The 14,187-nt window shown below is 73.7% G+C and carries 10 protein-coding genes; 7 read left to right on the top strand and 3 right to left on the bottom strand.

Features of this window, described 5'->3' with window-relative positions; genetic code table 11:
• Positions 1–86 precede the first annotated feature (86 nt).
• Positions 87–1,913: an HSP90 family protein gene (locus ACFWPS_RS13365; protein ID WP_383704283.1), complete on the top strand. Its 1,827-nt coding sequence runs from the start codon at positions 87–89 to the stop codon at positions 1,911–1,913.
• Positions 1,910–4,810 (top strand): tetratricopeptide repeat protein, encoded by a 2,901-nt coding sequence (locus ACFWPS_RS13360; RefSeq protein WP_383704324.1) that lies wholly within the window; start codon positions 1,910–1,912, stop codon positions 4,808–4,810. The genes ACFWPS_RS13365 and ACFWPS_RS13360 overlap by 4 nt, the downstream gene beginning before the upstream one ends.
• Before the next feature lie 19 nt (positions 4,811–4,829).
• Here the strand turns inward: ACFWPS_RS13360 and ACFWPS_RS13355 are convergent, their stop codons facing one another.
• Complete coding sequence (locus tag ACFWPS_RS13355) at positions 4,830–6,512, bottom strand: DAK2 domain-containing protein (RefSeq protein WP_383704281.1); 1,683 nt, start codon at positions 6,510–6,512, stop codon at positions 4,830–4,832.
• A gap of 258 nt (positions 6,513–6,770) precedes the next feature.
• Between ACFWPS_RS13355 and rpmB the strand changes: the two genes are divergently transcribed.
• The 3 genes from rpmB to ACFWPS_RS13340 all read left to right on the top strand — a co-directional run bounded on the left by rpmB (position 6,771) and on the right by ACFWPS_RS13340 (position 11,397).
• On the top strand, positions 6,771–6,956 hold the full coding sequence (gene rpmB, locus ACFWPS_RS13350; protein WP_003993230.1) for a 50S ribosomal protein L28: 186 nt from the start codon (positions 6,771–6,773) through the stop codon (positions 6,954–6,956).
• 111 nt (positions 6,957–7,067) lie between these two features.
• Complete coding sequence (locus ACFWPS_RS13345; protein WP_383704278.1) at positions 7,068–10,070, top strand: ATP-binding protein; 3,003 nt, start codon at positions 7,068–7,070, stop codon at positions 10,068–10,070.
• 34 nt (positions 10,071–10,104) lie between these two features.
• A complete protein-coding gene (locus tag ACFWPS_RS13340; RefSeq protein WP_383704276.1) occupies positions 10,105–11,397 on the top strand; it encodes an FAD-dependent monooxygenase in 1,293 nt (430 codons plus the stop codon).
• On the opposite strand, the gene thiD is transcribed toward ACFWPS_RS13340, so the two are convergent.
• On the bottom strand, positions 11,360–12,175 hold the full coding sequence (gene thiD, locus ACFWPS_RS13335; protein WP_383704274.1) for a bifunctional hydroxymethylpyrimidine kinase/phosphomethylpyrimidine kinase: 816 nt from the start codon (positions 12,173–12,175) through the stop codon (positions 11,360–11,362). The genes ACFWPS_RS13340 and thiD overlap by 38 nt on opposite strands.
• Complete coding sequence (locus ACFWPS_RS13330; RefSeq protein WP_089098531.1) at positions 12,172–13,137, bottom strand: thiamine-phosphate kinase; 966 nt, start codon at positions 13,135–13,137, stop codon at positions 12,172–12,174. The genes thiD and ACFWPS_RS13330 overlap by 4 nt, the downstream gene beginning before the upstream one ends.
• A 206-nt stretch (positions 13,138–13,343) precedes the next feature.
• Between ACFWPS_RS13330 and ACFWPS_RS13325 the strand changes: the two genes are divergently transcribed.
• Together ACFWPS_RS13325 and ACFWPS_RS13320 are read left to right on the top strand one after the other, a co-directional pair.
• Positions 13,344–13,577 carry an Lrp/AsnC ligand binding domain-containing protein gene (locus ACFWPS_RS13325; protein WP_101400883.1) on the top strand — a complete coding sequence of 78 codons (234 nt, stop codon included), beginning with the start codon at positions 13,344–13,346 and terminating at the stop codon, positions 13,575–13,577.
• A gap of 20 nt (positions 13,578–13,597) precedes the next feature.
• Positions 13,598–14,086, top strand: a complete 489-nt coding sequence (locus tag ACFWPS_RS13320; protein WP_383704271.1) for a DUF3515 domain-containing protein — start codon at positions 13,598–13,600, stop codon at positions 14,084–14,086.
• Positions 14,087–14,187 lie beyond the last annotated feature (101 nt).

The following is a 14,187-nucleotide window of genomic DNA, read 5'->3' as shown; positions in this document are numbered from 1 at the left end:
TCCGGCCATCCTTCCGCGGTCACCACCCCACCAGGGACCGCCCGACCCCGCGCCGACCACGTCTTCCCCCCTCCGGCGCAGCGACGATGGACTCCCAGACCTCACAGTCATCCCAGGCATCACAGTCACCTCATACGTTCCAGGTCGACCTGCGTGGTTTGGTGGACCTGCTCTCCCATCACCTGTACTCCAGCCCCAAGGTCTACCTGCGCGAACTGCTGCAGAACGCCGTGGACGCGATCACCGCGAGACGGGCCGAACAGCCCGACGCCCCGGCGCGGGTGCGGCTGTACGCCGACGGCAGTGCCCTTCGGGTGGAGGACAGCGGCGTCGGGCTCACCGAGTCGGACGTGCACAGCCTGCTCGCGACCATCGGGCGCAGCTCCAAGCGGGGAGACGGGCTGCAGGAGGCCCGTTCCGACTTCCTGGGCCAGTTCGGCATCGGGCTGCTGGCCTGTTTCGTGGTAGCCGAGCGGATCCGGGTGGTCAGCCGCAGCGCCCGGACGCCGGACGCGCCGCCCGTGGAGTGGACGGCCCGCGACGACGGGTCGTACACCGTACGGACGTTGGCGCCCGAGGCCCGTCCCGAGCCCGGTACCACCGTGCATCTGGTGGCGCGGGCGGGTGCGGCGGAGTGGCTGGACGAGCGGCGGGTGCTCGCGCTGGCGCGGGACTTCGGTTCGCTGCTGCCGTACGACGTCCGGGTGGGCGACGAGGCGGTCACCGATCTGCCGGCGCCCTGGGACCGGCCGTACCCCTCCCCCACCACCCGGCGGGTGGCGCTGGCCCGGCACTGTCACGAGCTGTTCGGGTTCACACCGTTGGACTCGATCGCGCTGGACGTGCCGCTGGCCGGGATCCGGGGCGTGGCGTACGTGCTGCCGTCGGCGGTGAGTCCGGCGCAGCGGGCCACGCATCGTGTGCACCTCAAGGGCATGCTGCTCACGGAGCGGGCCGAACAGCTGCTGCCGGACTGGGCGTTCTTCGTGCGCTGTGTCCTGGACACGGACAGTCTGCGGCCGACCGCCTCGCGCGAGTCGCTGTACGAGGACGAGACGCTGGCCGCGGTACGGGAGGCGCTCGGCGAAAGGATTCGGTCCTGGCTGACCGGGCTGGCGGCCGGTGATCCGGAACGCCTTGCCGCGTTCCTGTCCGTGCATCACCTCGGTGTGAAGTCGCTGGCGCGGCACGACAAGGAGATGCTGCGGACCATGCTGCCGTGGCTCCCCTTCGAGACCACCGACGGGCAGCTGTCCCTGGAGGAGTTCGCGCAGCGGCACCCGGTGGTGCACTTCACGCGGACGGTCGAGGAGTACCGGCAGGTCGCGCCGATCGCCTCCGCGCAGGGCGTCGGGGTGATCAACGGCGGTTACACGTACGACAGTGAGCTGGTCGAGGCGCTGCCGTCGGTGCGGCCCGGGACGGTGGTCGCGGAGCTGGACGCGGACACCGTGACCGCGCATCTCGATGCCGTGGATCCGGCGGAGGAGCTGGCGGTGGCGGGGTTCCTGGGGGTGGCGCGGACGAAGCTGGACCCACTGCAATGTGACATTGTACTGAGAGCGTTCCACCCCCTCTCGGTCCCCGCCCTCCACCTCGACGACCGCGCCGCCCGTCACGAACAGGCCCGTGCGGAGGCCGAGGAGCAGGCCGACGACCTGTGGGCGGGCATCCTGGGCTCGCTGCGCGGCAGCACGCCCCGCGCCCGTCTGGTGCTCAACCACCTCAACCCGCTGATCCGGCGGATCAGTGCCCTCAAGGACCCGGAGCTGATCGGCACCGCGACCGAATCGCTCTACGGTCAGGCGCTGCTGATGGCCCAGCGCCCGCTGCGGCCGGCCGACTCGGCGCTGCTCAACCGCTCGTTCATCGGCCTCCTGGAGTGGGCCACGCATGGGGAAGGCGATCGCTGATGGAGATTGCTGACTTCGACTCGCTGCGCCGGGCGATGGCGGAGAACTCCGAGGAGCCGGAGGGGCCCGCCCGCAACGCGCGCGCGGAGCAGCTGCTGGTGGAGGCCGAGAAGCTGAACATCCCGCTCGCCGTGATCGAGGCGCTCGGGCACCAGCTGAAGGTCTACAACTACAGCTCCGAGAAGGACAAGATGTTCGTCCCGTTCGCGCGGCTGCTGCGGATGTGGGACGAGCGGCCCGAGGACTTCGACGAGTACGAGACGCATTCGCTGCACTGGGTCTTCAAGTGGATGTCGGCCGGCATGCTCGACCAGCCGCACATCCCGCTCGCCTCCATCGAGAAGTGGCTGGGCGAGATGGAGCACCGTTACCGGCTGGCCGGGCACTCCGAGCGGGCGGTGCGCAGCGCCGAGTTCAGTGTCGCCGGGCACATCGGTGACCTACCGCGCGCGGAGCGGGCGTACGCGGCCTGGCTGGCGGCGGACCGGGACCGGATGGCCGACTGTCATGCGTGCGAGCTGCACGGGCAGGGCGGCTGGCACCTGAGGAACGGCCGGGACGCGGAGGCCCTGGAGGTGTGGGGACCGGTGCTGGACGGGGAGTACAGCTGCGCCCACGAGCCGCACACGGTGCTGGCTTCCTCGTTGGTGCCGCTGCTGCGCCTCGGCCGCGTCGAGGAGGCCCGCGCGCATCATCTGCGCGGTTTCCGTCTCGTCCGCCCGATGGAGAGCATGCGGGGCGCCTACGCGGACCACGTCGAGTTCTGCGCGCTGACGGGCAACGAGGCGCGCGGTCTTGAGCTGCTGGCGGAACGTCCCGCCTACTTCACGGACACCGGGCAGCCGCGCAGCCGGATGGACTTCCTGGCGGTGGTGGCGCTGCTGATGGACCGGCTGACCGGGCTGGGGCTCGGCGGGCAGCGGGTGCCGGGGCCCGCCGGACGGGCGTGGACCGCCGGGGAACTCGCCGGGCACGCGCGCGCGGAGGTCCTGGAGCTGGCCGCGCGGTTCGACGCCCGCAACGGCACCTCCTACATCGGCGACCAGCTGCGCGAACGGATGGTGCGGCAACCGCTGGCGGACCGGCTGCCGCTGGGCGTGCGGGGGGCCCGGACGGCGCCCGCCGGTGCCGTCACGCCGGTCGCCCCGGCGCCCGCGCCGGAGCAGCCGTCGCTGCCCGCGCTGCTGGCCGAGGCACGGCGGCTGTCGGACACGCTCCAGCCGCACGCGCTGGAGGCCTGGGCAGCGGTCGCGGAGGCCGCCGAGGAGACCGAGGTGGACACGTACGTCCGCGCGGAGATCGCCGACCACACGGCGATGGGACGCGGCCCCGAGGGCGTCGAGCTGTTCGAGCGGGCGGCGGAGCTGTACGCGGAGGCGGGTGACGAGGGCGAGGCGATCGCGGCACGCGCGCGTGCCGCGTACGTGCGTGCGTTGTCCGGGGAGCTGGACGAGGCGCTGGCCGGGATCGGCGAGCCGTACGACCGGATCCTCGCGCTGTACGCGGAGGACGCGACCGGGGTGCGGCAGACGGCGTCCGTACTGATGAGCCGGGCGCGGATCCTGATGCGGCGGGTGCACGAGCGGTCCGCGGGCGCCGGGGACGCCGGGGACGCCGTGCGGGAGCTGCTGGCGCTGGTCGGCGGACGCGGCGGCTCCGACGTGCGGCTGGTGTCCCGGGCGGCCGAGGGGCGGGCGATGCTCGCCGAACTGGCCGAGCACGCCGGGGACGCAGAGCGGGCCGGCGAGCTGTTCCGGCAGGCGACGGCGCAGTTCGTGGGCGCCGAGCTGCCGTGGTTCGCGGTCGAGTACGAGGTGCGGGTGGCCGCGCTCGCCCATGAGCAGGGCGACCCGGCGGAGGCGGAGCGGGCGCTGCGCGCGGCGCTGGAGCACGGCGGGCCGTACGTGGAGCCGGTCGGGCGGGCGCAGCTGCATCTCCAGCTCGCGGAGGTCGTCGGCGGCCGCGGGGCGGCCGAGGAGGCCGCCGAGCACGCCCTGGAGGCCGCGCACTGGGCCGACGAGGCCGGGGAGAGCGGCACGCTGGGCGCGTGGGCCCGGCACCAGCTGGGCGGCTTCCTGTTGCGGCAGGGGCGGTTCGCGGAGGCCGCCGAGGTGCTGGAGTCGGCGCTGGCCGACCTGAGCGCCGAGACGCACGGCGACGGCGCGGTCGTCCAGACCCAGTGGTGGCTCGGGGACTGTCTGAGCGAGCTGGGCGAGCACCATGCGGCGGCCGAACGGCGGCTGCAGGCGGCCGAGATCGCCCGGCACTGGCCCGAGCAGCACGACCACGCCACCCTGGCCCACCTGGCCGCCGAGTCGCTGGCCAACGCGGGGCTGCCCGCCGAGGCGGACCAGGCGTACACGCGCGCGGGCGAGTTGTGGCGGGCGATGGGCAATGTGCACTTCCTGGTGCGTTCGCAGCGTGCCCGCGCGTGGCTGGCGCTGCGGACGGAGGCGGGCACGGAGGGCGCGCGGAAACTGATGGCGGACGCGGTCCGGGAGTGCGAGTCGGCGCTGGAGGCCGTCGGGGACCCGGCCGCCGCGGAGCGGCTCGCCGGTGAGCTCGGGCACACCCACCGGCAGTTCGGTGACCTGCTGGCCCGTTCCGTGCCGGAGGACGCCGACGACCCGGCGATCCAGGAGGCGTTCGAGGCGGCGCTCGCGGAGATGTCGGCGGCGATCTCGGTGTTCGCCGCGCTGGGCGAGGAGGGGATGCACGGCCGTACCGGCGCCGAACTGGCCGCGGGCTGGCTGGAGGCGGACCTGAGCCGGCCGGCGGACGCGGCGGCACGCGCGCGTGCGGTACTGGACGCCTACGAGGGCGCCGACCCGGCCGACGAGACGGTCCGGGCCCGGCGGGCGGAGGCCCGGCAGCTGCTGGAGCCCACGGAGGAGTGAAAGAGGTCGGGAAAGGGGCTCACTCGACGCCGATGAGGAGCGGAGCCCCCTGCCGGCCGCCCCGGTAGACCACCGTGTCGACGGCGAGGTACGCCTCGCGTACGCGTGCCTCCAGGCGGTCGGCGACGCCGTCGGGGGCCTCGTCGCCGAGGACGAGGGTGACCAGTTCGCCGCCGGCCTGGAGCATGCGGTCCAGGACGGTCTCGGCGGTGGCCGTGACGTCCGAGCCGATCACCGCCACGTCGCCGTCTATCAGGCCCAGCACGTCCCCGGCCTGGCAGATCCCGGCCATGGTCCAGGACTGCCGCTCCGCGACCACGACCTCGGCGTAGCGGGTGGCACCGGCCGCCGAGGTCATCTGGACGACGTCCTCGTCGAAGCGGCGGTCCGGCTGGTGCACCGCGAGCGCGGAGATGCCCTGGACCGCCGATCGGGTCGGGATGAGGGCGACCCGGATGCCCTCCGCGCGGGCCTGCTCGGCCGCGGCGGCCGCCGTGTGCCGCAGGTCGGCATCGTTGGGCAGCAGCACCACCTCGCGCGCGTGGGCGCGCCGTACGGCGTCCACCAGCTCTCCGCTGGCGGGCGGTTCCCCGGGGCGGGCGAGCACGGTGGTCGCGCCGGCCTCGGTGTAGAGCCCGGCCAGCCCCTCCCCCGGTACGACGGCCACCACGGCCCGCTGCACCCGCTCGCGCGGCGGCCGTTCCCCGCCGGTGTGCACGTCCCCGGCGCCGAAGTGCGTGATCCGGATCCGGTAAGGGCGTCCGGCCTCCACACCCGCCTCGACGGCGGCGCCCGCGTCGTCGACGTGCACATGGACGTTCCACAGGCCGTCGCCGCCGACCACCACCAGGGAGTCGCCGAGGGCGTCGAGCCGGGCCCGCAGCCGGTCCACGGAGGCGTCCTCGGCCTCCAGGAGGTAGATGACCTCGAAGGCGGGTCCGCCGGCCGGCTCGGCGCAGCCGGCGTCCCGGGCGTCGGAAACGGCGTCCACGCGTGCGTGCCCGACCGGGCCCGCCATGGGCGCGTACACGTCGAATGCCGTCGGCGTCTCCCCGGTGAACGCCTCGACCAGCGCCCCGAGCACCGCGACCAGGCCCCGCCCGCCGGCGTCCACGACCCCGGCCCGCTCCAGCGCGGCCAGTTGTCCCGGAGTCGCCGCGAGTGCCTTGCACGCACCCTCGTAGGCGGCCCGCGCGATCGCCCCGCAGTCGCCCTCTCCCTCGGCCGCGTCCGCGGCGTCCGCCGCGGCCGCCGCGACCGACAGCACCGTGCCCTCCACGGGGTGGGCGACGGCCTGGCGGGCGGCGTCGGCGGCGTGCCGCAGGGCGAGCCGAAGCGCATCGGCGTCGATGTGAGTCGCGTCACCCTCGGTGAGGACGTGGGCCATGCCGCGCAGCAGCTGCGCCAGGATCGTGCCGGAGTTGCCGCGCGCGCCTATGAGCGCGCCGTGCGCCATCGCGCGGACGGCGTCGGCCAGGGTCGGCACCTCCTCGCCCAGCTCGTAGCCGGCGAAGACGGCCTCCACGGCCCCCGCGGCCGACTCCACCGTCATGTAGAGGTTGGTACCGGTGTCGCCGTCGGCCACCGGGTAGACGTTGATCGCGTCGATCTCCTCGCGCGCCCGGCCGAGCGCCCCCAGCGCCAGTCCGCACCAGGTGCGTACCGCGAGAGCATCGAAGAATGTCTGCGGCACCTGCGCCACCTGCGCCTCCCTGAGCCGGCCGAACGTGGACGCAGCGTAGACCCCGGAGGGGTGTCTGCCGGAAGAGGGCCGGGGCGGGCCCCTGAGCTGCCATGCTAGTTTCGTCTAACGGACGCAGCCGTTGTATGCTGCTCCGGTTGCCCGATCTGATCGGGCCGTTCCCCTGGCAACGCCACTCAAGATCTTCGTTCCGTAGGATCTCGATCCCGGCACGCCGGGATCCAACCGTAAGTGCATCTGAAGTCTTTGGAGTGACCCGTGGCTGCCAACTGCGACGTCTGCGGCAAGGGGCCGGGCTTCGGCAACAACATCTCGCACTCGCACCGCCGTACGTCCCGCCGCTGGAACCCGAACATCCAGCGTGTGCGTACCGTGGTCGGCGGGACGCCGAAGCGCGTGAACGCTTGCACCTCGTGCATCAAGGCCGGCAAGGTCTCGCGCTGACGCACTGTCGCTGAGCGCGCGGCCAACGCTGGTTCGCTGCACAGAGCCGGTCCACCTCACGGTGGGCCGGCTTTTTGCCATGCCCGGCACCAGGCCTGACAAGCTGATCCCATGCGCTTCGGCATCCTGGGCCCCCTGGACGTACGCACCGACGACGGCACCCCTCTCGATCCCGGCGGCCCCCGCCCCCGCGCCCTGCTCACCCTGCTGCTCCTGGACGCCGGCCGGTCGGTCTCCACCCGGCGCCTCACCGACGGGCTGTACGGCAGCGAGCCGCCCGCCGGGGCGGCCAACGCGCTCCAGTCGCAGATCTCCCGGCTGCGCAGGCGGCTGGCCCCGCACACGGAGATCGAGGCCACCGCGACCGGGTACCGGGTCGCCGTCGCCCCCGACACCGTGGACGCACACCAGTTCGAAGCCTGGTCCGCGGCCGGACGCGCCGCCCTCGCCGCCGGCGACCACGGGAGGGCTGCGGCCCGGCTCCGCGAGGCGCTCGCCCTGTGGCGCGGCCCCGCACTCCCCGACCTCCCGGACGCACAGGCGGAGGCCGGGCGGCTCGAAGAGCTGCGGCTGGCCGCCGTACAGGACCGGATCGAGGCGGACCTGTCGCTCGGCGGCGGCTCGGAGCTGGTGCCGGAGCTGCGGGCGCTGCTGGCGGCCAGGCCGCTGAGCGAGCGGCTGTACGGGCAGCTGATGCGGGCCCTGCACGCCGGCGGGCGGCCCGCCGAGGCCCTCACGGTGTACGAGGAGGCCCGCCGCACGCTCGCCGACCAGTTGGGCGCCGATCCCTCCCCCGAGCTGTCCGCGCTCCATCTGGAGCTGCTGCGGGGCGCGGCACCCGAGCGGCCCCGCCTGCCGGTCCAGCTCACCCGCTTCGTCGGCCGCGAACCCGAACTCGCCCGGATCGCCGCCGACCTCGCCGAGTCCCGGCTGCTCACCCTGACCGGCCCGGGCGGCGCCGGCAAGACACGGCTCGCGATCGAGGCCGCCCAGCAACGCCCCGCCGCCTGCTTCGTGGAACTCGCGCCCCTCACCGACGGCTCCCGGATCCCGTACGCCGTCCTGGCCGCCCTCGGCGTCCGCGAGGGCCTGCGCAGTCCCGCCGCCGACACCACGGACCGGCTGCTGGCCGCCCTGGAGGAGCGCGAGCTGCTGCTCGTCCTGGACAACTGCGAACACCTGGTCGAGGAGGCCGCCAGGGTCTGCGCCCTGCTCCTCGCCGCCTGCCCGGGGGTGCGCGTGCTCGCCACCAGCCGGGAGTCGCTGGGCATCACGGGAGAGATCCTGGTCCCGGTGCCCCCGCTGCCGCCGGAACCCGCGATGCGGCTCTTCCTGGACCGGGCCCGCGCGGTACGCCCCGGATTCGCCGGCCACGCGCGCGTGGCCGGCATCTGCACCGCCCTGGACGGGCTGCCCCTGGCCATCGAGCTGGCCACGGCCCGGCTGCGCACCCTCACCCCCGACGAACTGGCCGACCGACTCGACGACCGTCTCGGCGACCGTTTCCGCCTGCTGTCCCGCGGCGACCGTTCCAAGGCGCCCCGGCACCGCACCCTGCGCGCGGTCGTGGAGTGGAGCTGGGGCCTGCTGGACGAGGAGGAGCGGGAGCTGGCGCGGCGGCTGACGGTGTTCTCCGGGGGCGCGACCCTCGCGGCGGTCGAGGCGGTGTGCGGACTGCCGTACCCCGAGGACGTGCTGGCCTCACTGGTCGAGAAGTCGTTCCTGGAGGTGTCGGAGGGCCGCTACCGGATGCTGGAGACGATCCGGGCCTTCGCCGCCGAGAGCCTGCCGGACCCCGAGGATCTCGGGGACGCCCACGCCGGCTACTTCCTGCGGCTGGCCGAGGAGGCCGAGCCGCGGCTGCGCGGCGGCGGGCAGCTGCCCTGGCTGGCCCGGCTGGCCGCCGAGCAGGCCAACCTGGACGCGGCCCTGCGCCACCTCGTGCGCCGCGACACCGGCGGAGCGCTGCGCCTCATGGGCCCCCTCTCCTGGTTCTGGCGGCTGCGCGGAGTGCACGGCGAACGGGTCGCGACGGCACGCGAGCTGCTGACCGCCGTCGGGGACGCGCCGCCCTCCGGGCTGGAGGAGGAGTACGTGCTGTGCGCGGTCAACGCGCTCTCCGGTGAGGGCGACGAACCGGAGCTCGTCGCGCGCGTGGACGCCGTCCTGGACGCGTACCGGGGGCCGTTGCGGCTGCCGTACATCCTCGTGCTGTGGGCGGTCGCGGCCGGGCCGCGGCCCGCCACCGACGCGCACGCGCTCACCCTGGCCGGCGGCTCCCCCTGGGCGTGTGCCCTGCTCGACGTGGGCCTCGGCTTCCGTGCGCAGTTCGCGGGCCGCCCGGGGGAGGCCGAGGAGTGCTTCGCCCGGGCCCTGGCCGGATACCGGGTCACCGGTGACCGCTGGGGCATGGCCAACTGCCTCGACCCGCTCGGCATGCTCGCCCACACCCGCGGTGAGTCCGGGCGCGCCCTGGAACTGCTCGACGAGGGACTGGCACACGTGCGGGAACTGGCCGCACCGGAGGAGACCGCCGACCTGCTGCGCACCCGGGCCACCGTGCTGCTGCACCGGGGCGACACGGCCGCCGCCGTGGCCCACTTCGACGAGGCGCTGGCACTCGCGCGGGGCGCCGGGCTCCCCGACAAGGTGGCGGCCGCCCGGCGTGGCCTCGGCGACGCGGCCCGGCTGTCCGGGAACACGGCACACGCGCGCGTGCACTACGAGAACGCCGTCCGGGAGTGCGCCGCCAACTGGTTCAGCATCGGCGAGACCGTCCGCAGCCTCATCGGGCTCGGCCGCACGGCCGCCGCCGAGGGGCACCCCGAGGAGGCCCGCGACTGGTTCCGGCAGGCCGCCGAGCTGGCCGTGGAGGGGCCCGGCGACCTGGAACTCGCCGACGCGGCCGAGGCGCTGGCGTCCGCCGCCCGCTCCGCCGAGCGGGCCGCGGTGCTGCTGGGCGCGGCGACGGGCCTGCGGGGCGGCCGCACCGAGGGGGACCCGGACGTCGTACGCGTCGAGCGGGAGGTACGGGCGAAGCTGTCCGCCGAGGCGTACGAGCAGGCCTTCGAGCAGGGCCGACGGCAACGGTCAGCGGCGGTCAGCGAACGGTAGGGGGACGGTCAGCGCCCTCGCCGAAGCTCACCGCATGACGAAGAACACGACACGGAACACGACGGACAACCCGCCGAAGAACCCGGTGCAGAACCCGGTGCAGAAGCCGGTGCAGAAGCCGGTGCAGAATCTCGCGCACCTCAGCATCCTGATCTCCGGCGCCAGCGTCGCCGGACCGGCCCTCGCCCTCAACCTCGCCCGGCTCGGCGCCCGCGTCACCGTCGTCGAGAGGGCCCCGGACCTGCGCGGGGGCGGCTTCGCGGTCGACTTCCGCGGCCATGTCCACCGCACCGTCCTGACCTCCATGGGCATCTGGGACGACATCCACGCCCGCCAGACCCACATGGGCCGCCAGACGGTCGTCGACGCCGACGGCACCCCGCGCGTGGACCTGCCCGCCGAGCTGATGAGCGGTGACGTGGAGATCTTCCGCGGCGACCTCGCCCAGATCATGTACGAGCGCACCAGGAACGACGTCGAGTACGTCTTCGGCGACTCGATCGCCTCCGTCGAGGAGGACCCGCAGGGCGTCGACGTCACCTTCGAGCAGGGCGCGCCCCGCCGCTTCGACCTGGTCGTCGGCGCCGACGGGCTGCACTCCGACACCCGCCGGCTCGTCTTCGGCGACGAGTCCCGCTACCTGCGCTTCTTCGACCACTACGTGGCCGGCTTCGACGTCCCCAACCACCTGGGCCTGGACCGCACCGGCCGCGTCTACAGCGAGCCCGGCCGCGCGTTCGTCATCGGCAACTACGACGGGGACCCGGACCGCGCCGGCGCGCTGCTGGTCTTCCGGTCCGAGGAGCTGTCGTACGACCGCAGGGACGTCACGGCGATCAAGCGGATTCTGACGGACCGCTTCGCCGGGATGGGCTGGGAGACCCCGGCCGTCCTCAGGGCCCTCGAAGACGCCGACGACCTGTACTTCGACGCGATCGCCCAGATCCACGTCGACCGCCTCGTCAAGGGGCGGGTGGCGCTGCTCGGGGACGCCGGGTACGGGGCGACGATGGGCGGGATGGGGACCGGCGTCGCGATCGTCGGCGCGTATGTCCTCGCCGGTGAACTGGCGCTCGCCGGCGGTGACTTCCGCACCGCCTTCGCGGAGTACGAGTGCCGGATCCGGGACTTCGCCAAGGGCTGCCAGAAGATCTCCGGGAACGCGGGCCCGTTCTTCGCCCCGCCGACCGAACGGCGCATCCGCAGCCGGGACCGGATGTACCGGGTGCTCGCCTCGCGCCCGCTGGCCCGGTTCTTCAAGAAGATGACCGAGAAGGCGGCCACGGACATCAGGCTGCGGGAGTACCCGGCGCTGTCCGCGGCCTGAGGGCCCAGCCGTGGTCCACGGGCCCGATCCCGGCGCCCAGCGCGAACCCGGCGGCGATCGCGCCGGTGACGTACTCCTTGGCCGCCGTCACCGCCTCCGGCACGGACTGCCCCTTCGCGAGCTGCGACGCGATCGCGGAGGCGAGGGTGCAGCCGGTGCCGTGGGTGTGCCGGTTGTCGTGCCGGGGCGCGCGCAGCAGGAGCTCGTCCGTGCCGTCCGTGAGCAGGTCGACGGCCTCGCCGGGCAGGTGCCCGCCCTTGATCAGCACCCAGGTCGGGCCGTACGACAGCACCGCCGCCGCGGCTCGGCGCAGATCCGTCTCCGACTCGACCCGCACCCCGGTGAGTTGGGCCACCTCGTCGAGGTTCGGGGTGGCGACGGTGGCCAGCGGGAGGAGCTTGGTGCGGACCGGGTCGAGGGCGGCGGCGGCGAGGAGCGAGTCGCCGTGCTTGGAGATCCCGACCGGGTCGACGACCACGGGGACGTCGGTACCGGCGAGCAACTCCGCGACCGTCTCGACGAGTTCGGCCGAACCGAGCATCCCGGTCTTCACCGCGTCCACGCCGATGTCGTCGACCACGCTCCGGTACTGGGCGCGGACGGCCGCCACCGGCAGCTCCCAAGCCCCCTGCACACCCACCGAGTTCTGCGCGGTCACCGCCGTGAGCACGCTCATGCCGTGCACGCCGAGCGCGAGCATGGTCTTCAGGTCGGCCTGGATGCCGGCCCCGCCGCCCGAGTCGGAGCCCGCGACGGTCAGTACGCGCGGCAGGCTCACGACTCGATGTCCCCGAAGTGGTCCCAGCCGCCCTTGCTGGTCCAGGGCGCCCCGTCGACGGTCACCTGGGGCAGCGCGGACGGGTTGAGGACCTCGCCGATGACCTTCCAGCGGGCGGGCAGCTTCACGTCCGGCGGGAAGGTGGCCACGATCGCGTGGTCCTCTCCCCCGGTCAGCACCCACTGGATCGGATCGACGCCGACGGCCTGGCCGATGTCGTTCATCTGGGTCGGGATGTCGATCGCGCCGGAGCGGATGTCGATCCGCACCTTGCTGGCCTCGGCGATGTGCCCGAGGTCGGCGATCAGCCCGTCGCTCACGTCGCACATCGCGGTCGCACCGAGGGCGGCCGCGGCCGGGCCCGCGTGGTACGGCGGCTCGGGGCGCCGGTGTGCCTCCACGAACGCCCGCGGTGAGCGGAAGCCGCGGGAGAGCACCGCGTAGCCGGCCGCGGACCAGCCCAGCCAGCCCGTGACGGCGATCAGGTCGCCGGGCTGGGCGCCGGCCCGGGTGACCGGCTCCTGGTTGCGCAGATCGCCGAGCGCGGTGATCGACACCATGATCGTGTCGCCGCGGACCACGTCGCCGCCGACCACCGAGGCGCCGGCCACCTGGCACTCGTCGCGCAGGCCGTCCATCAGCTCGCTGGGCCAGGTCACCGGGAGCTCGGCGGGCACCACCAGGCCGAGCAGCAGGGCGGTCGGCACGGCGCCCATGGCGGCGATGTCCGCGAGGTTCTGCGCGGCCGCCTTGCGGCCGACGTCGTAGGCCGTGGACCAGTCCCGGCGGAAGTGCCGGCCCTCCAGCAGGATGTCGGTGCTCGCCACCACCCGGCGGTCGGGCGCGGCGACCACCGCGGCGTCGTCGCCGGGACCGACCCGGACCGCCGGAGTGGTGGTGAGACGGGAGGTGAGCTCCCTGATGAGCCCGAACTCCCCCAGCTCACCAACAGTGCCCTTCATTGCCCTTACGCCCCTTCTCTGCCTTGCCGTGCCCGCTCGCGCGTCACCGTGGTCGTGGATACGGTCGAGGTGACCGTCAACATCTGTCGTGCCTGCACCCCGGCGCGCAAGCCCCTGTCCGCGCAGGTCTCCCCGCGGTGAGCGGCGACGCGATACCGTGGCGTTCCTTTTCCCCACATGATCCTCGTGGCCGCCCTGGAGGTTCCGTGGTACAGGCGTACATCCTGATCCAGACGGAGGTCGGCAAAGCGTCGACCGTCGCCGAGACGATCAGCAAGATCCCCGGCGTCATCCAGGCCGAGGATGTGACAGGACCGTACGACGTCATCGTGCGCGCGCAAGCCGAAACCGTCGATGAACTCGGTCGCATGGTGGTCGCGAAGGTCCAGCAAGTGGACGGCATCACGCGCACCCTGACCTGCCCGGTCGTCCATCTGTAGCCCCCGTCTACCCTTGGCCGGTGAACTTCTTCCGTCACCGGCCATCCGGTCTGCCCGTGCTCGCCGCGCTGATGGTCGCGGCAGCGGGCTGCTCATCAGCAGACGATGCCCCGTCGGCGGCGGTTCCCAGTCCGGGCGGGGCGGTTGCGAAGCTCTGCGATCGCCTGGACCGGGTGCTGCCGACGAAGGTCGACAAGCTGGGCCGACGGGATCCGGAACCGGCCTCTCCGCTGACCGCCGGTTGGGGCGGCGACCCGGCGATCATACTGCGGTGCGGGGTTTCGCGACCCGCGAAGATGGCCGACCCGGAAGCCGACGGGGTGGAGGTGAACGGGGTGGGGTGGCTGCTGGAGCAGCGGGCCGACAAATCGTTTCGGTTCACGACGACGTTGCGGAAGGCGTATGTCGAGGTGACGATTCCCGCGGGGCGGACCGGGGATGGCATGGCGCCGTTGGTGAGTCTGGCGCCTGCCATCAAGAAGGCGGTTCCGGAGGGGATTGCCGACTAGGCGCCGTGCGTGGAGCCGTTGTGTGTCGAGTGCCGGTGCGCTGTGGCTTGTCGCGCAGTTCCCCGCGCCCCTAAAAGGGGCGCTTCAGCTCGGGGCGTTTT

Origin of the sequence: Streptomyces sp. NPDC058457, from assembly GCF_042720695.1 — a bacterium.
GTDB lineage: Bacteria > Actinomycetota > Actinomycetes > Streptomycetales > Streptomycetaceae > Streptomyces.
The sequence above is the reverse complement of the archived record's forward strand: the minus strand, read 5'-3'. Positions and strand labels throughout refer to the sequence as shown.

Bases quoted from the DNA above. Each gene is read 5' to 3' on its own strand.
- ACFWPS_RS13345 (WP_383704278.1), top strand. From the start codon at position 7,068: ATGCGCTTCGGCATCCTGGGCCCCCTGGACGTACGCACCGACGACGGC.
- ACFWPS_RS13365 (WP_383704283.1), top strand. From the start codon at position 87: ATGGACTCCCAGACCTCACAGTCATCCCAGGCATCACAGTCACCTCAT.
- ACFWPS_RS13330 (WP_089098531.1), bottom strand. From the start codon at position 13,137: ATGAAGGGCACTGTTGGTGAGCTGGGGGAGTTCGGGCTCATCAGGGAG.
- ACFWPS_RS13340 (WP_383704276.1), top strand. From the start codon at position 10,105: ATGACGAAGAACACGACACGGAACACGACGGACAACCCGCCGAAGAAC.